Source organism: Klebsiella pneumoniae (assembly GCF_000742135.1).
Classification (GTDB): Bacteria; Pseudomonadota; Gammaproteobacteria; order Enterobacterales; family Enterobacteriaceae; genus Klebsiella; species Klebsiella pneumoniae.
Genome location: NZ_KN046818.1, coordinates 4,878,373 through 4,899,981, shown reverse-complemented (window position 1 = coordinate 4,899,981; position 21,609 = coordinate 4,878,373). Strand labels below are relative to the sequence as shown.

The following is a 21,609-nucleotide window of genomic DNA, read 5'->3' as shown; positions in this document are numbered from 1 at the left end:
GGGAGCGGTTTTTTATCGACTTCCAGTGATTTGGTTATAGCAACTCTGATATTTGAAAGGAACCTGTTGCGCTAAATAGGTACAGATAGCCGCGTATTGCACACAGGTTTCAGGACTCGCACCCCAACTCTCTCCCTGAAAGGGAGAGAGTTGTCAGAGTGGAGTTTTGCCGGGAAGCAATCCCTCTCCCCATAGAGGAGAGGGAATGGGCATCGCTATGGGGTGACGGGAGTGGGCGCTGGCGCGGCGGGGGCGGGGCTGACCTCGCCGTTGCGCATGATTTGCGCCACCTGCTGTTTCTCCATATTCACGGCGCTGAGCTGCCCGTTGACCGTCGGTTTGAGCGGGGCATCGGCCTGCACGCTGCCGCTGGCGGTCAGCTGGAGATTGCCATCCCCGCTTATAGGTAGCGACGGCCAGCCCCAGGCCTGCAGAATATTCAGCGGCACGCCGCGGCCGCTGAAGCTCAGATTGACCTGGCGCTGCGGCAGCTGGGATACCGCGGCGGTGGCCTGCAAAATGCCGCGCTCGGTGAAGGCGCTAAGCTCAGTGATATTGACCGTCGAGGCTGTGGCGTTCAGTTTGAGTGATGGGCGGCGCACGTCGATCCGGTTGAAAGTCGCCGCCGCGGCGTTCAGCGTCGCGCTGCCGTTCCATACTCCCCAGCTGCCGTTTTTCACCAGCTGTAGCTCGCCGCCATAGCCATCGAGGGCGGTAATTTGCCACGGGAAAGCAGGGTCCACATCGATGATCAGATTGCGGCTGGCGCTGAATTTTTTCAGCGTCAGGCTTTGCAGCCAGGCTGGCAGCGGCGTCATCCACAGCTGTTTCCAGTTCGCCGGCAGCGTGTACTCCAGTCCGGCGAAAGCGGTGTCGTCGAGCACCAGGGCGTTCCCGGCGCGCAGCCAGTTGCCGGAGGTGCGCACCATGCCGCCCTCCCAGCGCGAAGTGAACTGGCGCAGCGCAATGCCCTGGGGAGAGAATTCAGCATTGAGGATCGGGTCGAAGAAGTGCAGCGAACCGTAGATAAATTCGCTGGCGTTCATCGACAGCGTGCCGTCCTCGCTCTGCCAGCCGCCGTGGCTAAGGGTCAGGTTGCGCAGGCTCAGGTCGAGGTCGGTTACCGCCCAGTCCGGTCCCTGCAGGCGGGCGTCGGTGATGTCCAGGCGGCCAATCTGCAGAGAGGGGACCGTGGTTAACGGCGCGAAAAACTCGGCCAGCGAGGCGGGGCTCTGCAGTCGAATCTCGTTGAGCTGGAGGTTATCCACCCGCCAGCTGCCATCGGCGCTGCGTTTGGCATTGCCGGTTAAGGTGCCGCGGGCGACATCGGCGCCGAGGGTGGAGAGGGTGACCTCGCCCTGATCAATCTTACCCTGAATCAGAACGTTGCTGGCTTCGACGCCATTGAGCGTCATCGAGCCCGCGCTCATCTGGATCTGCGCCGTTTTCCCCAGCACATTGCCCGCCTCCGGCGTCCATGGGCTGACGCCGCCGGTGACGCGCTGCGCGCTGAGCGCCCAGCCGGTTTCCGGGCTGTTGAAAGCCATATTGCGCAACATCAGCCGGTCGGCAGCGAACGGCAGGTCTGCAGAGTGGGGTGACAGATTCAGAGTGCCGTCGTTAAGGACTATCTCATCCGCATGCAGCGGATCGCTAAACTGGCGGGTGCTGAAGCCAATATCGACCGTTTTTGCCACCAAAGTGGCAGGCTTGCCTTCCCGACCAAAGGTGACGTTTCGCAACTGCACATGAAGGGGGGAGGAGAAATCGTGCTCCATCTCATCGAAGGAGACCTGCCAGCCGGTGCCATTGCTGAGCCAGGCGCTGGCCTGGCGGGCGCCCCAGTGGGTTTGCAGCAGGAACCACGCGCCAATAATGACGAGCAGCAGAGCGACTAGCAGCCAGAGAATCAGCTTTCCAAGAAATTTCATGGTCTTCCATTCTGTGAGATGCACATCACCGTGTTATGCCCGATTTAGGCGCACTTCTCAAGGCAGGCGTGGTTTATTTCCGTGATGGGGCAGGTGGTTGGAGGACGTCCCGGCCGATGCGCGACCGGGAACGCATGAGATCACGCCTTTTCTGGCGGGAAAATTAAATTCAGAACAATCGCCGTGATACCGCCGGCGGCAATCCCGGAGGAAAGCAGGTTTTTCAGCCAGTCCGGGGCGAACTGCAGGATCAGCGGCTGCTGCGACACGCCGAGGCCTACCGCCAGCGACAGAGCGATAATCAGGATCGCCCGACGGTTCAGCGGTTCACGGGAGACGATGCGCACGCCGGACGCGGCGATGGTGCCGAACATCACCAGCGTGGCGCCGCCGAGCACTGGCTCAGGGATATGCTGGACAAAGCCGCTCACCGCCGGGAACAGGCCGAGGACGATCAGCATCAGGGCAACCACAAAGCCGACGTAGCGGCTGGCGACCCCGGTCAGCTGGATCACGCCGTTGTTCTGGCCGAAGCAGGAGTTCGGGAAGGTGTTGAAGACCGCGGAAACGAAGGAGTTCAGGCCGTTAGCCAGCACGCCGCCTTTCAGGCGCTTCATATACAGCGGACCCGAGACCGGCTGTTCGGAGACGTCGGAGGTGGCGGTGATATCGCCGATGGTTTCCAGGGAGGTGATCATAAACACCAGCATCAGGGGCAGCAGCAGACTCCAGTCGATGCCGAGGCCATAATAGAGCGGCGTCGGGACGGTGATGAGGCTGCTGTTGGTCGGGGCGGTGTTGGCTGGCAGCATATCGAGGAACCACGCCGCCAGATAACCGGCAGCCATGGCAATCACTAGCGAGGCGATGCGCAGGTACGGGTTGCGCTGGCGGTTGAGGATAATAATCAGCGCCAGCACGATACCCGCCAGCAGCAGATTTTTCGGCGCACCAAAGGTGTGGTCGGCCATCGCCGCGTAGCCGCCGCCGATGGAAGTCAGTCCGACCTGAATCAGCGACAGGCCGATAATCATCACCACCACGCCGGAAACCAGCGGGGTAATGATACGGCGCGCCAGGTGCAGGACCCGGGAGAGGACCATTTCGGTGCAGCTGGCCAGCATCAGGGTGCCGAAGAGGGCGGCCATCATGGTGGGGACGTCGGCGCCGCCGGTTTTCAAGGCGGTACCGCCCATGATCAGCGGGGCGACAAAGTTGAAGCTGGTGCCCTGGATGGAGAGCAGTCCGGAGCCGACCGGGCCCCAGGCTTTGATCTGAATAATAGAGGCGACGCCGGAGGCGAACAGCGACATGCTGATGATATGTTGGGTATCTTGCGCCGGGAGACCGAGAGCCTGGCAGATTAACAGCGCCGGGGTGATCACCGCGACAAACATCGCCAGCAGGTGCTGGAAGGCGGCGAACAGGGTTTGCGGTAGCGGCGGGCGATCTTCGAGGCGGTAGATTAATTCGCTGGCTGGTTTATGCGCAACCGGTTGCGCATTTTCTGACTCTGCGGTGTTAACGGACATCACAAGCAATCCCAAGGTGGCAAAGCGGGAATTTTATCGGACTGTAGACCAAAAGCAAACGTTTGCCAGCGTTTGCTCATAAAAATTTATACCGTGAATATGCGCAACGAGGTAATTAACATTTTGTATGCTAAATCGCATCATTAAGGATACAAAATATCTTTTTCTGTCAATTTTTCCGCCGTTCTGCGTAAAATCCCCCTCTGACTCCTCATGATGAGAAGCTAAAGACACCAGGAATATCGTCGCGTGTGAATGGATCATGCGCCCATAAGGAGCTTTTTATGTTTCATCTCGATACCTTATCGACGCTCGTTGCCGCAACGCTCGTGCTGTTACTCGGCAGAAAACTCGTACAAACCGTTCCCTTCCTTAAGAAATACACTATTCCTGAACCCGTTGCCGGCGGTCTGCTGGTGGCGCTGGCGCTGCTGGCGCTGAAAAAAAGCATGGATATCGAAATTGATTTCGATATGAGTCTGAAAGATCCGCTGATGCTGGCGTTCTTCGCCACCATCGGTCTTAACGCCAACCTCGCCAGCCTGCGGGCCGGCGGCAAGGTGCTTGGGCACTTTCCTGATCGTGGTGGTTGGCCTGCTGCTGCTGCAGAACGCCCTCGGTATCGGCATGGCGACGCTGCTGGGGCTGGATCCGCTAATGGGTCTGCTGGCCGGGTCGATTACCTTATCCGGCGGCCACGGCACCGGGGCGGCGTGGAGTAAGCTGTTCGTTGAGCGCTACGGTTTTGCCAACGCCACCGAGGTGGCGATGGCCTGCGCGACTTTCGGCCTGGTGCTGGGCGGCCTGATCGGCGGCCCGGTGGCGCGTTATCTGGTGAAGCACTCTTCCTCACCGGACGGGACACCGGACGATCAGGTGGCGCCAACCGCCTTTGAAAAGCCAGACGTGGGGCGGGTGATCACCTCGCTGGTGCTGATCGAAAGTATCGCCCTGATCGCCATCTGTCTGACGCTGGGCAAGGTGGTTGCGCAACTGCTGGCGGGGAGCGTCTTCGAGCTGCCGATCTTCGTCTGCGTGCTGTTTATCGGCGTGATCCTCAGCAACAGCCTGGCGCTGGCGGGGTTGTATCGGGTGTTCGATCGCGCGGTATCGGTGTTGGGCAACGTCAGCCTGTCGCTGTTCCTCGCCATGGCGCTGATGAGCCTCAAGCTGTGGGAGTTGGCCTCGCTGGCGCTGCCGATGATTATTATCCTGGCGGTGCAGGCGCTGGCGATGGCGCTGTATGCGGTGTTCGTCACCTATCGGATGATGGGCAAAAACTACGATGCCGCGGTGCTGGCAGCCGGGCATTGCGGGTTTGGCCTGGGGGCAACGCCGACGGCGATCGCCAATATGCAGGCGATTACCGACCGTTTCGGGCCATCGCATATGGCCTTCCTGGTCGTGCCGATGGTGGGGGCGTTCTTTATCGATATCGTCAACGCGCTGGTGATTAAGCTGTACCTGCTGCTGCCGATATTTGGCTGATAAAAAACCCGGAGGCGGTGCTGCGCACCTGTCCGGGCTACAAGATCGTGCTGTTTGGGGTTTTGTAGCCCGGCTAAGGCGTTTACGCCGCAAGCCGGGAATAACTTCACAATCTTACGCTTCGTCGTGCTCTTCCCACGCTAACGCGCGTTTCACCGCTTTCTTCCAGCCGCTGTAACGATAGTTACGCTCAGTAGTTTCAATACCCGGGCGGAATTCGCGCTCAATCACCGCTTTCTCCTGCAGTTCATCCAGATTCTGCCAGAAACCGACCGCCAGACCGGCCAGATAGGCCGCGCCCAGCGCCGTCACTTCGCGTACTTCCGGACGCTCGACACGGGTGCCGAGGATATCGGACTGGAACTGCATCAGGAAGTTGTTAGCCACCGCGCCGCCGTCTACGCGCAGGGCGTGCAGACGAATGCCGGAGTCAGCCTGCATCGCTTCCAGCACGTCGCGGGTCTGAAAGGCGATGGACTCCAGCGTCGCACGGATAATGTGGTTGGAGTTCACGCCGCGGGTGAGGCCGAAAATCGCGCCGCGGGCATACGGGTCCCAGTACGGTGCGCCAAGACCGGTGAACGCGGGTACCACGTATACGCCGTTGGTATCCTTCACTTTGGTGGCGAAATACTCGGAGTCGAAGGCATCGCTGATGAGCTTCATCTCGTCGCGCAGCCACTGAATAGACGCGCCGGCCATAAACACCGCCCCTTCCAGAGCGTAGTTCACCTCGCCGCGCGGGCCGCAGGCGATGGTGGTCAGCAGACCGTGGGTGGAGGTGACCGCTTTTTCGCCGGTATTCATCAGCATAAAGCAGCCGGTGCCGTAGGTGTTTTTCGCCATCCCTTCCTTGACGCACAGCTGGCCGAACAGGGCCGCCTGCTGGTCACCGGCGATCCCGGCGATAGGAATACGGGTCCCGCCTTTACCACCGATGTTGGTCTGGCCGTACACTTCGGAAGACTTGCGCACTTCCGGCAGCATGGCGCGCGGAATGTCCAGCGCGTCGAGCATCTTGTCGTCCCAGTCGAGGTCGTGAATGTTGAACAGCATGGTACGTGAGGCGTTGGTGTAGTCGGTGACGTGCACGCGGCCCTGGGTCATCTTCCAGATAAGCCAGGTGTCAACGGTGCCGAACAGCAGCTCGCCGCGCTTCGCACGCTCACGGGAACCTTCGACATGGTCGAGGATCCATTTCACCTTGGTGCCGGAGAAGTACGGGTCCACCACCAGGCCTGTGGCCTTGCGGATATACTCTTCCATCCCGTCACGCTTGAGCTGCTCGCAGATCTCCGCGGTACGGCGGCACTGCCAGACGATAGCGTTGTAGATGGGTTTACCGGTCTCTCGCTCCCACACCACCACGGTCTCACGCTGATTGGTGATGCCGATGGCCGCGATCTGATCGGAGTTGATATCCGCTTTGGCCAGCGCTTCGACCAGCGTCGAGCTTTGGGAAGCCCAGATTTCCATCGGGTCGTGTTCGACCCAGCCTGGCTTAGGATAAATTTGTTCAAATTCTCGCTGGGAGACGCTGACGATATTGGCATCATGATCCATCACAACGGCCCGGGAGCTGGTAGTGCCCTGGTCAAGCGCAACGATATATTTTTTGTCGGTCATAGTCGGTGTCCCGTAGTCAGATTACAGCGAAGCTTTATGTTGAGCGGTGGAAGAGGAGGGGCTCTGTTGCTCTTCCTCCACGCAGGTGTCGCAAGGCAGGTGACGGCCAATCAGCTTACGATAGCTGAATGCGCCCAGCGCCGCGCCGACCACCGGTGCGCACAGCGGCACCAGGAAATAAGGAATATCTTTGCCGCCGGTGAAGGCGACGTCACCCCACCCCGCCAGCCAGGCGAAGGCTTTCGGGCCGATGTCACGCGCCGGGTTCATGGCGAAGCCGGTCAGCGGTCCCATGGAGGCGCCAATCACCGCAATCAGCAGGCCAATCAGCAGAGGGGCCAGCGGGCCGCGCGGTATGCCGTTGCCATCGTCGGTCAGCGCCAGGATGACGCCCATCAGGATAGCGGTAATCACCATCTCTACCGCGAAGGCCTGCACAAAATTGATGTGCGGGTTCGGGTAAGTGGAGAAAATGCCGGCCAGATCGAGGCTTTCCACGCTGCCGCGAATCATATGGTGGGTGGTTTCATAATCGAGGAAAAGATTGTAGTAAAGCCCGTAAACTAATGCCGCAGCGCAAAAGGCGCCAGCGAATTGCGAAATAATAAAAGGAACCACTTTGCGGCCTTCGAAGCAGGCGAACAGCCACAGCGCGATAGTCACCGCTGGGTTAAGGTGCGCACCGGAGACCCCGGCGGTCAGGTAGATCGCCATGGCGACGCCCAGACCCCAGATGATGCTGATTTCCCATTGTCCGAAGCTGGCTCCCGCGACCTTGAGCGCAGCCACGCACCCAACGCCGAAAAAGATCAACAACCCGGTACCGAGGAACTCTGCGATGCACTGGCCTTTTAAGGTTGATGTTTGGCTCATAATCGAATCCTGAAGCGTGGTGATGATTATTGTATGTAGGGTGGTCACAGACGACCATATTGCCATGTAGGCATAGTGTTAATTTATCGTTAACGAGCAAAAACGAGAAATATCGAACTTCAAATGTGTGTGCCTCGTCAAGAAAATGAGCGTTTTCGCGCCATTTGCGCGCATCGAGTGCGCTGCCGGAGCGTTTCACCACGCATTTTGTTAACCATAAAATTAACATTGACCCATGAACTACGAGCGAACTGCGCTGAAAGCACCAGGTAAAGACTGAAAAGTGTTGCAAACCGCAATCTACGCGGCTTGCCGCTGGACAGGGGCGGCGGGGATTCATACAATCGACGATAACACCGCTATGTGCGCTAATTTTCGTTAAGGCGGGACCGCGTATACGAAACACGAGTTTCTATCAACGCCTTGCAAGTTCAGGAGAGGTATGACGATGTCATTAGAAGTGTTTGAGAAATTAGAATCTAAGGTTCAGCAGGCGATTGATACCATCACTCTGTTGCAGATGGAAATCGAAGAGCTGAAAGAAAAGAACAACACCCTGGTGCAGGAAGTTCAGAGCGCGCAGCATGGTCGTGAAGAGCTGGAGCGCGAAAACAGCCAGCTGAAAGAGCAGCAGCAGGGCTGGCAGGAACGTCTGCAGGCGCTGCTGGGTCGCATGGAAGAAGTCTAATCGCTTCGCGCCCTCTCCCGCCCGGGAGGGGGTCATCCTTACTCGCGTCTTTATATCCGCAAGTTATAGCCAATCTTTTTTTATTCTTTAATCATTGAATCGCTTTCTGGCACGCTTAACCCATCACAACACACATAAAGAGAGCGGTGCGATGAATAAGTGGGGCGTAGGGTTAACTCTGTTGCTGGCATCCGCCAGCGTTCTGGCAAAAGACATTCAGCTATTAAACGTATCTTATGATCCAACGCGCGAGCTGTACGAACAGTACAACAAAGCGTTTAGCGCACACTGGAAGCAGGAGACCAGCGACAACGTGGTGATCCGCCAGTCGCATGGTGGCTCTGGCAAACAGGCGACCTCGGTGATTAACGGTATTGAAGCGGATGTGGTCACGCTGGCGCTGGCCTACGATGTCGACGCTATTGCCGAACGCGGCCGCATCGATAAAAACTGGCTGAAACGCCTGCCGGATAACTCCGCGCCGTATACCTCCACCATCGTGTTCCTCGTCCGCAAGGGCAATCCGAAACAGATCCATGACTGGAACGATCTGATCAAACCGGGTGTGTCGGTCATTACCCCGAACCCGAAAAGCTCCGGCGGCGCCCGCTGGAACTACCTGGCGGCCTGGGGCTATGCTCTGCATCAGAATCACGGCGACCAGGCGAAAGCCCAGGAATTCGTCAAGGCGCTGTATAAAAACGTGGAAGTGCTGGACTCCGGCGCGCGCGGTTCGACCAATACCTTCGTAGAACGCGGCATCGGCGATGTGCTGATCGCCTGGGAAAATGAAGCGCTGCTGGCGACCAACGAACTGGGCAAAGACAAGTTTGAAATCGTGACCCCGAGTGAGTCGATTCTGGCTGAGCCGACCGTCTCGGTGGTCGACAAAGTGGTGGATAAGAAAGGCACGCGTCAGGTGGCGGAAGCGTACCTGAAGTATCTCTACTCGCCGGAAGGCCAGGAGATTGCGGCGAAGAACTTCTACCGCCCGCGCGATCCGAATGTGGCGAAGAAATATGCTAACGAATTCCCGAAACTGAAGCTGTTTACCATCGATCAGGAGTTCGGCGGCTGGACGAAAGCGCAGAAAGAGCACTTCTCCAACGGCGGCACCTTCGACCAGATTAGCCAGCGTTAATTCTCTTGTCCCTGCTTGCGCTACGCTTAGCAGGGCTACAGTTTTGCGCGGTGCGTAGCCCGGGTAAGGCGTCAGCCGCTACCCGGGATAACGCCCCGTCCACCATCTGTTTTCATTTAGTCATCAAATTACGCTACTCTTCCGCTTCAGGCTTAACAGGGAATGAAAATGAGAAGAGTAAGATACTTTTTGCTGGCGCTGCTGGTGGCGATCCTCGCGGCGCTGGCGGGCGGCTACTACTGGCTGCACTCTGGCAACCCGGACGCATTACGCAAGATTGTCCTGCAGCAGTGCGTACCCCATCAGCAACAGCAGCAAAACCCGTCGCCGTGCGCGGAAGTGAACCTCAAGGGCGGCTATGTGCTGTTTAAAGACCGTAACGGCCCGCTGCAATATTTGCTGATGCCGACCTACCGCATCAACGGCACCGAAAGCCCGCTGCTGCTGGATCCGTTGACGCCGAACTTTTTCTGGCAGGCCTGGCAGGGGCGTGAAATCATGAGCCAGCGCCACGGCGCGCCGGTTCCTGATAACGCGGTATCGCTGGCGATCAACTCGCGCAGTGGACGTACGCAAAACCATTTCCATATTCATATCTCCTGCCTGCGCCCCGATGTGCGCGCGCAGTTAGATAAGGATGCCGCAGCGATCAGCAGCCGCTGGCTGCCGCTACCGGGCGGGCTTCAGGGCCACGAATACCTGGCGCGCCGGGTGACGGAGGCGGAGCTGGCCCAGCGTAGCCCGTTCCTGATGCTGGCGGAAGAGGTGCCGGAGGCGCGTGAACATATGGGACGCTTCGCGCTGGCAATGGCGCAACAGAGCGACGGCTCGCTGGTGCTGCTGGCGACGGAGCGTAACCTGCTGACCCTGAACCGGGCTTCAGCGGAAGAAATTCAGGATCATCGCTGCGCCATCCTTAACGCAAACCACTAGTTCTGGCGTTTACCTGTCTTACCTGTCGTCGTATTCTTGCTGAAAAAAACGACAGGAGACAGGCATGTCGCTCTGGCTTACCCACCCGCTGTTCCTTCCTTCATTGATTGTCGGCGTCACCATCGTGCTCTGGGCGACGTCGCTGCTGCCGGAATTTATCACCGCGCTGCTGTTCTTCGCAGCGGCAATGATGGCGAAAATCGCTCCGCCGGAGGTGATCTTCGGCGGCTTTGCCTCTTCGGCGTTCTGGCTGGTGTTCAGCGGCTTTGTGCTCGGCATCGCCATCCGTAAAACCGGACTGGCGGACCGGGCGGCGCAGGCGCTGTCGGCCAGGCTCACCGACTCCTGGCCGCGGATGGTCGCCAGCGTGGTACTCCTGAGCTACGCCCTGGCGTTCGTGATGCCCTCCAACATGGGGCGCATCGCGCTGCTGATGCCGATCGTGGCGGCGATGGCCCGCCGCGCGGGCATTGCCGACGGTAGCCGCGGCTGGTTCGGCCTGGCGCTGGCGGTGGGGTTCGGCACCTTTCAGCTGTCGGCGACGATTTTGCCCGCCAACGTGCCGAATCTGGTGATGAGTGGCGCGGCGGAAGGCTCGTACGGTATCCATCTGAATTATGTTCCCTATTTACTGCTGCATACGCCGGTGCTTGGCTGGCTGAAAGGGGCGGTGCTGGTGGCGCTGATTTGCTGGCTGTTTCCCGGCAAGCCGCATCCACCGCGCGACCTGACGCCGCTGCCGCCGATGAGCCGCGACGAGAAACGTCTGGCGTGGCTGCTGGCGGTGGTCCTCTCGCTATGGGTGACCGAGAGCTGGCACGGCGTCGGCCCGGCGTGGACCGGCCTGGCGGCGGCTGTGATCACGCTGCTGCCGCGGGTGGGCTTTATCAACGGCGAGGAGTTTGCCAGCGGGGTGAATATGCGCACCTGCATTTACGTCGCCGGGATTCTGGGGCTAGCGATCGCCGTCACCCAAACCGGGATTGGCGGCGCGGTGGGCAATGCGCTGCTGCAGGTGATGCCCCTGGATAAAGACAATCCTTTCACCAGCTTTCTCGCCCTGACCGGGATAACCAGCGCGCTGAACTTTATTATGACCGCCAACGGCGTGCCGGCGCTCTACACCACCTTTGCCCAGAGCTTTGCCGACGCCACCGGCTTCCCGCTGCTAAGCGTGATTATGATTCAGGTGCTGGGCTATTCCACGCCGCTGCTGCCCTATCAGGCGTCGCCGATCGTGGTGGCGATGGGGTTAGGCAAGGTCCCGGCGAGGGCGGGGATGCAACTGTGTCTGGCGCTGGCGGCGGTGAGTTATCTGGTTTTACTGCCGCTGGACTACGCCTGGTATCAGCTGTTGGGGAAACTGTAACGGCAAAAGAAAGCCCGGCTTGCGCTGTGCTAGGCCGGGCTCCCACGTTTTGTCAGTCAACCCGGTCGCGTGTCGCCACCGGGAAAAGCGAATTACGCTTTTTTCGCTGCTTCTGCTGCTTTAACGATCTCCGCGAAAGCGTCAGCTTTCAGGGAGGCGCCGCCAACCAGCGCGCCGTCGATGTCCGGCTGGGTGAACAGCTCTGCGGCGTTGCCAGCGTTAACGGAACCGCCGTACTGGATGATCACTTGCTCAGCGATTTTGGCGTCAGCTTTAGCAATGTGGTCACGGATGAATTTGTGCACCGCCTGCGCCTGAGCCGGGGTCGCTGATTTGCCGGTACCGATAGCCCATACTGGTTCGTAAGCGATAACCACGCCTTCGAAAGCGGCAGCGCCCTGGGTTTTCAGCACTGCGTCGATCTGACGCGCGCAAACTTCTTCCGTTTTGCCCGCTTCGTTTTCGGCTTCGGTTTCACCGATGCACAGAACCGGGGTCAGACCCTGCTCTTTCAGCACCGCGAATTTCTTCGCGATCAGCTCGTCGGATTCTTTGTGGTAGGTACGACGCTCGGAGTGGCCGATGATGATGTACTGCGCGCCGATATCTTTCAGCATTTCGGCGGAGGTTTCACCGGTGAATGCGCCGGACAGGTTCACGTCAACGTTCTGCGCGCCCAGGTGAATGTGGCTGCCTTCTGCCGCGCGCTTAGCCAGGTCCAGATACATTTCCGGCGGGGCGATGGCAACTGCACAGCCGCTTACGCCAGCCAGCTCGGTACGCAGGTTCGCAACCAGTTCGTTTACCATGTGGCGGCTGCCGTTCAGTTTCCAGTTACCCATCACTAAAGGATGTCGCATTTTAATTCTCCACGCTACTTAAGCGAATTAAGGAATATAGCCGCCCCAGAGGGCAGCATGGTCTGTGAAACAGTATAGAGACTCGTCACTGGAAAGGCTTTGCTTTTTGTCATTTATTGTTACCTTCCAGCGTTTCAGATAGCGCCAGCTTAATCGGTTCAATGGCGAAGGTCAGGCCCTTTTCCCCATGATCTGCCACCACATAGCGCACGGCGCCTTCGGTATCGGCGAAGTAGCGCTTGCCCTTGCCGGCGGCCAGCAGTTTCTGCAGTTTTTGCTGGCTTTGCGCCTGGCTAAAAGTCGGCACGAAGGCGCGGATCATGGCGCTCATATACTCCAGCGCTTTGGTCCTGGCCGCCTTTTGCTCCGGCCCCTGGATCGGCAGCCAGGTGATCTGCATGGATTTGATCTTCAGCGTGCCGCGCTCCAGCGCGGTGGAGGCATAGAGATTTTCGTTAATTTTGCTGGCGGCGCGGGTCAGGTTAGCCCGATCGCGACTGGTGGCGATGGAACGGAATTCGTTCAGAGGCAGCTTTGGGTTATCGGCGTTGAATTTCTCGCGGAACTGACTGATCGACTGGTCAAAGCTCGGCGCGCCGGCGAGCAGGTAGGGCGCTGCCGCGGTCGTCGATTCGCTCTCTGCGGACAACGCGTGCGGGCCGACGGCAAGGCCCATCAGCCCACTTAACCACAAAATTGTCCACTTCTTCATGCCCGTCGTTCCTTTTTTTGCCTGCTGACGATTAAATCGGGAAGCGCGGCGCTTGTCAAAAAGTCACGACGCCAGGGTAAACTACGCAGACGATGATGATAAGGAAAAACGCATGACCCTACAGCAGTGGTTATTCTCAATTAAAGGGCGCATTGGCCGCCGCGATTTCTGGATCTGGATTGCCATCTGGCTGGTGACCATGAGCGCCCTGTTTACCCTGGCAGGCAGCAATCTGCTCAACCTGCAGACGGCGGCGTTTATTATCGTCTGCCTGCTGTGGCCGACGGCGGCGGTGGTGGTCAAGCGGCTGCACGATCGCGGCAAATCCGGACTTTGGGCGCTGCTGATGATTCTGGCGTGGATGCTGCTGGCGGGGAACTGGGCGATGTTGCCGCAGGTCTGGCAGTGGGGCGTCGGGCGCTTTGTGCCGACGTTGATTATCGTCATGATGTTGATCGACCTGGGGGCGTTTGTCGGCACCCAGGGCGAGAATAAGTTCGGCAAGGAGACCCAGGACGTGCGCTGGAAAGCGGACGCCTGATTACCAGTAGTGCTCAGCCGTCATGTGGCCTGGCCGGCGACGCAGATGTTTGGTCATCTGCCGGGTCTCTTTTAACAGCTGTTGGGTATCGCGCACCATTTGCGGGTTGCCGCACAGCATCACATGGCTGGTGTCAGTGGTCATCGGCAGGCCGACGGCCTCTTCCAGCGCGCCGGTTTCAATCAGAAACGGCACCCGGCCGGTCAGCGAGCCTTCCACGGTTTCGCGGCTGACCACCGTCTGGATGCGTAATTTACCGGCGTAGCGCTGCTCCAGTTCGCGCATTAGCGGCAGATAGCTCAGGTCCGCGGCGTAGCGGACGGCGTGGACCAGCACCAGGTTATTAAAGCGCTCAAGGTCCTTGCCTTCCTGCAAAATTGACAGGTACGGCCCCAGCGCAGTGCCGGTCGCCAGCATCCACAGGGTATCGCAATCCGGTACTTCCTCGAGGACGAAGAAACCTGCCGCTTCACTCACCACCAGGACTTCATCGCCCGGCTTCAGCGCCGCCAGACGCGGGCTCAGCTTGCCTTCCGGGACGGTGACCAAATAGAACTCGAGGTCGGGATTGCCGGGGGCGTTGACGTAGGAGTAGGCGCGCTGCACGCGTTCGCCGTCGATTTCCAGCCCGAGCTTGGTAAATTGCCCGGCGGTAAACGGATGAACAGGCGCCCGCACGTATAAACTGAACAAGGCGTCCGTCCAGTACTCCACTTTTGTCACTTTGCCGCTAACCCAGTCCGCCATCGTCTTCTCCTGTTGCCAAGCGATGCCTTATCTTCGGTCCAGACGAGCCAGATTTCCACCCCGAAGGCGCAAGAAAGCTCTATTGATCAAATATAAACGAAGAACAGGGCAACCGCCTGCGGACGGTTGCCTGGGAGAGAAAAAGCGGTATTACAGGATGTGCTGCTGAATGTCCGGATCTTTACGGTCGAGGTAATGAATCGACTGGATACGACGGATAGTGCGCGACTTGCCGCGGATCAGCAGCGTCTCGGTGGTGGCCATATTGCCCTTGCGGGTGATGCCGTCCAGCAGATCGCCTTTGGTGATCCCGGTGGCGGAGAAGACGACGTTATCGCTGCGCGCCATTTCATCCAGACGCAGCACTTTGCCCGCTTCAATGCCCATGGTTTTGCAGCGCGCCAGCTCATTTTCACCGATGCGGCGGTTCTCTTCGTTATCGCCCTTCACGTGGTGGCGAGCCAGCAGGCGCCCCTGCATATCCCCGTCGAGGGCGCGGATCACCGCGGCGGAAACCACCCCTTCCGGCGCGCCGCCGATGCCGTACAGTACGTCGACTTCGCTATCCGGCATGCAGGTGAGAATAGAGGCCGCGACGTCGCCATCGGGAATAGCGAACACGCGCACGCCCAGCTGCTGCAGCTGGGCAATGACCGCGTCGTGGCGCGGTTTCGCCAGCACGGTGACGGTCAGCTCGCCCAGCGGCTTGTTCAGGGCGCGGGCGATATTGTGCAGGTTCTCTTCCAGCGGCAGATTAAGGTCGATAGCGCCTTTAGCGCCCGGGCCGACGATCAGCTTTTCCATATACATATCCGGCGCGTTGAGGAAGCAGCCCTTATCGCCGACCGCCATCACCGCCAGGGCGTTGGCCTGGCCCATCGCCGTCATGCGGGTGCCTTCGATGGGATCGACGGCGATATCTACCGCATCGCCCTTGCCGGTACCCACTTTTTCGCCGATATAGAGCATCGGCGCTTCATCGATTTCGCCCTCGCCGATGACGATGGTGCCGTCGATATTGACGAGGTTAAGCATAATGCGCATGGCGTTAACCGCTGCGCCGTCGGCGGTATTCTTATCGCCGCGGCCCAGCCATTTATAGCCCGCCAGCGCGGCGGCTTCGGTGACACGCGAAAATTCGATGGCCAGTTCTCGTTTCATAATCCACTCGTTGTGTAGAAAAATTGCCCGCAGCGCGGCAAAAGCGCGCTACGCGTTGGAATAGCGTTCGGTTTCCGGCATCCAGCGCTCGATAAGCGCCTGGGCCTGCAGCGGATAGCGTTCATGAATGTGGCGAGCAATGCGTTGAACATCGGGGATCATCGCCTGATCGCGCAGTAAGTCCGCCACTTTAAATTCGGCGTTGCCGGTCTGGCGGGTGCCGAGCAGCTCGCCGGGACCGCGAATTTCGAGGTCTTTCTGGGCAATGACGAAACCATCGTTGCTGTCGCGCAGGACCTGCAGACGTTTCTGCGCCGTTTTGGAGAGCGGCGATTTATAGAGTAGCACGCAGTGGGAAGCGACCGCGCCGCGACCAACGCGCCCTCTGAGCTGGTGCAGCTGCGCCAGACCCAGACGTTCCGGGTTTTCGATAATCATCAGGCTTGAGTTAGGCACGTCGACGCCGACTTCAATCACCGTGGTGGCTACCAGCAGATGCATCTCGCCCTGCTTGAAGGCCTGCATCACCGCCTGCTTCTCCGCCGGTTTCATCCGCCCGTGGACGAGGCCGATATTGAGCTCCGGCAGCGCCAGTTTGAGCTCTTCCCAGGTGGCTTCCGCCGCCTGGGCTTCCAGCAGATCGGACTCTTCAATCAGCGTACAGACCCAATAGGCCTGGCGACCTTCATGGGTACAGGCGTTGCGCACGCGGTCGATAATATCGCTGCGCCGGGTGTCGGGGATGGCGACAGTGGTCACCGGAGTTCGGCCTGGCGGCAGCTCGTCGATAATCGAGGTGTCCAGATCGGCGTAGGCGGTCATCGCCAGGGTGCGGGGGATCGGGGTGGCGGTCATGATCAGCTGATGCGGGTGGAATCCCTGCTGCTGACCTTTCTCCCACAGCGCCAGCCGCTGATGCACGCCGAAGCGGTGCTGTTCGTCAATAATCACCAGCGCCAGGCCGTTAAACTGCACCTGCTCCTGGAAGATGGCGTGGGTGCCGACAATCATCTGCACTTCGCCGCTGGCGATAGCCTCCTGCTGCGCCTGACGGGCTTTGCCTTTCTGTTTGCCCGCCAGCCAGCCGACTTCAATACCCAGCGGTTCGAACCAGCTGCGGAAGTTATTGGCATGCTGCTCGGCAAGCAGTTCGGTGGGCGCCATCAGCGCCACCTGTTTGCCGTGGACGATAGCGCGCAAGGCGGCCAGGGCAGCGACCAGCGTTTTACCGGAGCCAACGTCGCCCTGCACCAGGCGCATCATCGGCACGTCCAGCGCCATATCGTGTTCAATCTCGGCGGTAACCCGCGCCTGCGCGCCGGTGGGCTTAAAGGGCAGGGAGGCCAGCAGTTGGTTTTTCAGGGTATCGTTGGCGCCGAGCGGCAGGGCGTGATAGCGCTGGGCGCCTGCCCGTAGCGCCAGCATGCTGAGGTTATGCGCCAGCAGCTCTTCCAGAATCAGACGCTGCTGCGCCGGGTGCTTGCCGCTTTCCAGCTCGCTAAGTTGCAAGGAGGGAGGCGGGCGGTGCAGCGTACGCAGCGCCTCCGGCAGGCTCATCATCCCCTGCGCCAGCTCCGGCGGCAGGAGTTCGCTAATCGCGCAGGTTTCCAGGAGCTCAAGCGCCTGATCGGTGAGCTTGCGCAGGGTCGCCTGCTTGATGCCTTCGGTGGTCGGATAGACTGGGGTTAACGTTTCCTGCAGCTCCGGAGTACTCATATCGCCCTGGACGCGATATTCCGGGTGGATCATCTCGGCGCCGTACTTACCGCGTTTGGCTTCACCGTAGGCCAGCACCCGACGACCGGTCGCGAGGCTGTTTTTCATCGCCGCGTTGAAGTTGAAAAAGCGCATGGTGAGGATGCCGGTGCCATCGCTGATCTGGCAGGTCATCATCCGCCGGCCGCCGAAGGTGATATTGCTGTTGAGCACTTCACCTTCCACGGTGGCATAAACTCCGGGAAGTAGCTCGGCTATCGGGTAAAGATGGGTGCGATCTTCGTAGCGTAAAGGCAGGTGCAGCAGCAGATCCTGTACCGTATGCAGGCCAATCTTCGCCAGTTTGCTGCTCTGCGCAGCGCCCACACCGGTGAGTGAACTGAGCGGAACGGCATCTAACAGGCGGCCTGACATTGGGTTTACCTCGCAGCCTGCATGGTAGCCCACCACGCGGCATCGGCTTCCACTTCGCCCTGCTCGTTAACGTGGGGGTAAGGCAGACCTTTTTGTCGGGCGACGCGGGCCAGCACCGGATAGCCGCCTTCGAACAGCAGGCGCTGCTGCTCTTGCGGCGGCAGCATGCTGTTGGCGCGTTGGTACATCCCGGCATTCTGCCGCTGGCGCTGCGCCTCGTAGAGGATCAGCGCCGAGGCGACGGAGACGTTCAGCGACTGCACCATGCCGATCATCGGGATAATGATGTCCTGATCGGCCAGCGCCAGCGCTTCCTGGGTGATGCCGGTTTTTTCCTGACCCATCAGGATGCAGGTTGGACGCGTATAGTCGATTTCACGAAAATCGATGGCTTTGTCGGAAAGGTGAGTGGCGAGAATTTGCATGCCCTGGCCTTTCAGGTGGCCGACGGCATCTGCGATAGTGCGGTGGGTTTTAACCTGCACCCAGCTGTTGCTGCCCGCGGCGGCGGAGGCCATGGTACGCATCCGGCTGCTCGGCCAGACGGCATGCACTTCGTGTACGCCAACGGCATCTGCGGTCCGGATGACCGCAGAGACGTTATGAGGCTTATGGACCTGCTCCATGCAGACCGTCAGGTCAGGCTGACGCCTGGCGAGCATCTCGCAGATACGCTCGTAGCGCTTTGAGTTCATAAAGCTAGTTTCGGTTACGGGTGACTTTAATCACGTCCGGCATGACGCGGATTTTGCGCATGATATTCGCCAGATGCACGCGGTCGCGCGCGGTCAGGCGGATAAAGGCGCTGTATACGCGGCCATCTTTCTCTTCCGTATTCAGGCTCTGGATATTGGAAGACGCGGTGTTGATCGCCGCCGTCAGGTTAGCCAGCGCGCCCTGGTGGTTAAACATGTCCACCTTGATTTCGGTGATGAACTCCTGAGCGGTCTCTTTATCCCACTCAACCGCCATAAATTTCTCCGGCTCTTTCTGGTAGCCGCGAATGTTACGACAGGATTCATGGTGGATAACCAACCCTTTACCCGGGCTGACGTGGGCGATAATCGGGTCACCTGGAATTGGACGACAGCACTTGGCGAAGGTGATCAACACGCCATCGGCGCCTTTGATTGGCAGATGACCGTGGTTCGACGCGTTGGCCGGCACCGGCGCCGCAGCGGCTTCGCCCTGCTGCAGGTTTTTTGCCACCACGACGCTCATGGCGTTGCCCAGACCGATTTCCGCCAGCAGATCGTCAAGCGAGGCCAGCTTCATGCGATCGAGTTCGCGCTGGATATTCTCCGGTGGGATCTCGGCGAGTTTGCGGCTTCCGCCCAGCGCGTGATTGAGCAGACGACGGCCAAGGCTGACCGAATCGTCGCGCTTAAGGTTTTTCAGCAGCTGACGGATCTTGGCGCGCGCTTTCGAGCTGACGACAAAGTTCAGCCAGGCGGCGTTCGGGCGAGCGCCCGGCGCGGTGATAATTTCGACAGTCTGACCGCTGGAGAGCGGCTGCGACAGCGGATAGGGCTGACGGTCGACGCGCGCGCCGACGCAGGCATGACCGATATCGGTATGCACCGCGTAGGCGAAGTCCACCGGCGTGGCGCCGGCAGGCAGTTCGACAATGCGCCCTTCCGGGGTGAAAACGTAAATCTCATCGGGGAACAGATCGGATTTTACGCTCTCGATAAATTCAAACGAGCTACCGGCGCTCTGCTGCAGCTCCAGCAGGCTTTGCATCCAGCGCTGAGCGCGGATTTGCGCGGTGGTGCTGCTTTCGCCGCCGTGCTCTTTATAAGCCCAGTGCGCCGCTACCCCCATCTCCGCCATCTGGTCCATGTCTTCGGTACGAATTTGTACCTCGACCGGGACGCCGTGGGGGCCGATCATCGAGGTGTGCAAAGACTGATAGCCGTTAGCTTTCGGAATGGCGATGTAGTCTTTAAAACGACCCGGACGCGGTTTGTAGAGGCTGTGCATCTGGCCGAGCACGCGATAGCAGATATCGGCATCATGGACGATAACGCGGAAGGCGTAGATATCCATGATCGAGTGAAAACGTTGCTCTTTGAGCACCATTTTACAGTAGATGGAGTATAGATGCTTCTCGCGACCGCTGACGCGGCAGGGGATCCCCGCTTCCTGCAAACGCCCTTCGATTTCGGAGAGGATCTTTTGAATCATCTCCTTACGGTTGCCGCGCGCCGCTTTGACCACCTCTTTAATGACGCGGTAGCGATTAGGGTACAGCGCTTCAAAGCCCAGCTCTTCGAGCTCGGTTTTGATGTGATGGATGCCTAAACGGTGCGCCAGCGGGCTGTAAATTTCCAGGGTTTCGCGGGCGATGCGTCGGCGTTTATCCGGGCGCAGCGAGCCCAGAGTACGCATGTTGTGGGTGCGGTCGGCAAGCTTGATGAGGATGACGCGGATGTCCTGCACCATCGCCATGATCATTTTGCGAAAGTTTTCGGCCTGCGCCTCTTTCTTATCGCGGAACTTGAGCTTATCAAGTTTCGACACCCCCTCTACCAGCTCGGCGACGCTTTTACCAAAAAGCTGTTCCATGTCCTGGTAGGTGGCGGGGGTATCTTCAATCACATCATGCAGCAGCGCGGCCATCAGCGTTTCATAGTCGAGCTTCATCTCGGCCAGAATGCAGGCTACCGCGACCGGGTGCGTGATATAGGGTTCACCGCTTGAACGTGTCTGACCCTCGTGAGCGTCACGTGCAACGAGATACGCCTGCCGCAGACGCTTAATCTGGTCTTCCGGCAGGTAGTTTTGAATCAGCTGATTCAGGCTTTCAAACAGATACAAGGGCGACCCGCTGTGTGATTAACGACGACCTTCAGCAATCGCGGTAACGGCTTGTAATTCAGCGGCTTCCTGCTCTTGCTGTTCCTGGCGCTCACGTACGTCGAGGATCTGGTTGTTGATCAGACCTTCTTCGATTTCGCGCAGTGCGATAACGGTGGTTTTATCGTTTTCTTCCGGTACCAGCGGATCCTTTCCGCCAACCTGCATCTGACGAGCGCGACGCGCGGCGACCAGTACCAGGTCAAAACGGTTACCAATTTTCTCTACAGCGTCCTGAACAGTTACGCGTGCCATACTTAAAATGCTCCACAGGTGAAGAAATGACTGGGCATGATACTGAATGTGGGTTCAGTCTGCCAATAGTTTGGTGATTAAAGCGCCATGTCGCTGCTTTTGGCGGCTCATGCGCAGACGTTCAGCGCGGATGATATTTTTCAGGTCGCTCAGGGCGGTGTCAAAATCATCGTTCACAATCAGGTAATCATATTCCGCGTAATGGCTCATTTCCGCAACGGCCTGGGCCATCCGTTTCGCGATCACCTCTTCGCTGTCCTGGCCGCGGCCGCGCAGGCGACGGTCCAGTTCATCTTTTGACGGCGGCAGAATAAAAATACTGCGCGCGCCGGGCATGCTTTTACGGATCTGCTGCGCGCCTTGCCAGTCGATATCGAGGAAGACATCGACGCCGGTCGCCAGCACCTGCTCGATCGCTTTACGCGACGTGCCGTAATAGTTGCCAAAGACCTCTGCATGTTCCAGAAACGCGTTTTCGCCAATCATCGAGCGGAATTCGTCGTGATTCACGAAGAAATAGTGTTCGCCGTGCACTTCACCCGGACGCGGCGCCCGCGTGGTATGGGAGACCGATACCTGGGTGTCATACAACGGTTGGGTTTTTAATAAAGCCTGAATCAGGCTGGATTTACCCGCGCCGCTAGGGGCGGAAACAATATAAAGCGTGCCTTGAGCCATGAGTGTCTTTTGTATGTGGTTATCGAAAGAGGTCCTACATACGAGCCTATTATACACGTCGCCGCGGCGTGACGCAGTCATTGTC

The 21,609-nt window shown here is 59.0% G+C and carries 18 protein-coding genes and 1 pseudogene; 6 read left to right on the top strand and 13 right to left on the bottom strand.

Going from position 1 to position 21,609, the window contains the following annotated elements:
• Positions 1–215: 215 nt before the first annotated feature.
• Together DR88_RS02840 and DR88_RS02845 are read right to left on the bottom strand one after the other, a co-directional pair.
• Positions 216–1,931 carry an AsmA family protein gene (locus DR88_RS02840; protein WP_029602560.1) on the bottom strand — a complete coding sequence of 572 codons (1,716 nt, stop codon included), beginning with the start codon at positions 1,929–1,931 and terminating at the stop codon, positions 216–218.
• Between the two features lie 140 nt (positions 1,932–2,071).
• Positions 2,072–3,463: a nucleobase:cation symporter-2 family protein gene (locus DR88_RS02845; RefSeq protein ID WP_004150226.1), complete on the bottom strand. Its 1,392-nt coding sequence runs from the start codon at positions 3,461–3,463 to the stop codon at positions 2,072–2,074.
• 284 nt (positions 3,464–3,747) lie between these two features.
• On the opposite strand from DR88_RS02845, the pseudogene gltS reads away from it, so the two are divergent.
• A pseudogene (gene gltS, locus DR88_RS0126720) lies at positions 3,748–4,951 on the top strand (sodium/glutamate symporter).
• Positions 4,952–5,065: 114 nt separating this feature from the next.
• Here gltS and glpK read toward each other — a convergent pair.
• Both glpK and DR88_RS02855 read right to left on the bottom strand, forming a co-directional pair.
• The gene (gene glpK / locus DR88_RS02850) at positions 5,066–6,577 is read right to left on the bottom strand and encodes a glycerol kinase GlpK (protein WP_002922944.1); all 1,512 of its coding nucleotides are present in this window, start codon (positions 6,575–6,577) and stop codon (positions 5,066–5,068) included.
• A gap of 21 nt (positions 6,578–6,598) precedes the next feature.
• Positions 6,599–7,450: an MIP/aquaporin family protein gene (locus tag DR88_RS02855; RefSeq protein WP_002922941.1), complete on the bottom strand. Its 852-nt coding sequence runs from the start codon at positions 7,448–7,450 to the stop codon at positions 6,599–6,601.
• A 442-nt stretch (positions 7,451–7,892) separates the two neighbouring features.
• On the opposite strand from DR88_RS02855, the gene zapB reads away from it, so the two are divergent.
• The 4 genes from zapB to DR88_RS02875 all read left to right on the top strand — a co-directional run bounded on the left by zapB (position 7,893) and on the right by DR88_RS02875 (position 11,581).
• The gene (gene zapB, locus DR88_RS02860; protein ID WP_004150222.1) at positions 7,893–8,138 is read left to right on the top strand and encodes a septal ring assembly protein ZapB; all 246 of its coding nucleotides are present in this window, start codon (positions 7,893–7,895) and stop codon (positions 8,136–8,138) included.
• A 151-nt stretch (positions 8,139–8,289) separates the two neighbouring features.
• Positions 8,290–9,279 (top strand): sulfate ABC transporter substrate-binding protein, encoded by a 990-nt coding sequence (locus DR88_RS02865; RefSeq protein ID WP_004150221.1) that lies wholly within the window; start codon positions 8,290–8,292, stop codon positions 9,277–9,279.
• 168 nt (positions 9,280–9,447) lie between these two features.
• The gene (locus DR88_RS02870; protein ID WP_004173892.1) at positions 9,448–10,212 is read left to right on the top strand and encodes a CDP-diacylglycerol diphosphatase; all 765 of its coding nucleotides are present in this window, start codon (positions 9,448–9,450) and stop codon (positions 10,210–10,212) included.
• Between the two features lie 64 nt (positions 10,213–10,276).
• Positions 10,277–11,581, top strand: coding sequence for an SLC13 family permease (locus DR88_RS02875; RefSeq protein WP_004150220.1), 1,305 nt, complete (start codon positions 10,277–10,279; stop codon positions 11,579–11,581).
• A gap of 92 nt (positions 11,582–11,673) precedes the next feature.
• Here DR88_RS02875 and tpiA read toward each other — a convergent pair whose 3' ends face one another.
• Positions 11,674–12,441, bottom strand: a complete 768-nt coding sequence (gene tpiA / locus DR88_RS02880; RefSeq protein ID WP_025860750.1) for a triose-phosphate isomerase — start codon at positions 12,439–12,441, stop codon at positions 11,674–11,676.
• Between the two features lie 109 nt (positions 12,442–12,550).
• Positions 12,551–13,153, bottom strand: coding sequence for a YiiQ family protein (locus DR88_RS02885; protein WP_002922908.1), 603 nt, complete (start codon positions 13,151–13,153; stop codon positions 12,551–12,553).
• A 112-nt stretch (positions 13,154–13,265) separates the two neighbouring features.
• On the opposite strand from DR88_RS02885, the gene DR88_RS02890 reads away from it, so the two are divergent.
• Positions 13,266–13,694 (top strand): DUF805 domain-containing protein, encoded by a 429-nt coding sequence (locus tag DR88_RS02890; RefSeq protein WP_004173894.1) that lies wholly within the window; start codon positions 13,266–13,268, stop codon positions 13,692–13,694.
• Here the strand turns inward: DR88_RS02890 and fpr are convergent, their stop codons facing one another.
• The 7 genes from fpr to gmk all read right to left on the bottom strand — a co-directional run bounded on the left by fpr (position 13,695) and on the right by gmk (position 21,524).
• Complete coding sequence (gene fpr, locus DR88_RS02895) at positions 13,695–14,441, bottom strand: ferredoxin--NADP(+) reductase (protein WP_004173895.1); 747 nt, start codon at positions 14,439–14,441, stop codon at positions 13,695–13,697.
• 150 nt (positions 14,442–14,591) lie between these two features.
• Entirely contained in the window at positions 14,592–15,602 is a 1,011-nt protein-coding gene (gene glpX, locus DR88_RS02900) for a class II fructose-bisphosphatase (RefSeq protein WP_002922903.1), read from the bottom strand.
• A gap of 48 nt (positions 15,603–15,650) precedes the next feature.
• Positions 15,651–17,732 (bottom strand): ATP-dependent DNA helicase RecG, encoded by a 2,082-nt coding sequence (gene recG / locus DR88_RS02905; protein ID WP_004889209.1) that lies wholly within the window; start codon positions 17,730–17,732, stop codon positions 15,651–15,653.
• Positions 17,733–17,737: 5 nt separating this feature from the next.
• Positions 17,738–18,427: a tRNA (guanosine(18)-2'-O)-methyltransferase TrmH gene (gene trmH, locus DR88_RS02910; RefSeq protein ID WP_004181538.1), complete on the bottom strand. Its 690-nt coding sequence runs from the start codon at positions 18,425–18,427 to the stop codon at positions 17,738–17,740.
• Positions 18,428–18,431: 4 nt separating this feature from the next.
• Entirely contained in the window at positions 18,432–20,552 is a 2,121-nt protein-coding gene (gene spoT / locus DR88_RS02915; protein WP_004150214.1) for a bifunctional GTP diphosphokinase/guanosine-3',5'-bis pyrophosphate 3'-pyrophosphohydrolase, read from the bottom strand.
• A gap of 18 nt (positions 20,553–20,570) precedes the next feature.
• Positions 20,571–20,846: a DNA-directed RNA polymerase subunit omega gene (gene rpoZ / locus DR88_RS02920; protein WP_000135058.1), complete on the bottom strand. Its 276-nt coding sequence runs from the start codon at positions 20,844–20,846 to the stop codon at positions 20,571–20,573.
• Between the two features lie 54 nt (positions 20,847–20,900).
• A complete protein-coding gene (gmk, locus tag DR88_RS02925) occupies positions 20,901–21,524 on the bottom strand; it encodes a guanylate kinase (protein ID WP_002922664.1) in 624 nt (207 codons plus the stop codon).
• Positions 21,525–21,609 lie beyond the last annotated feature (85 nt).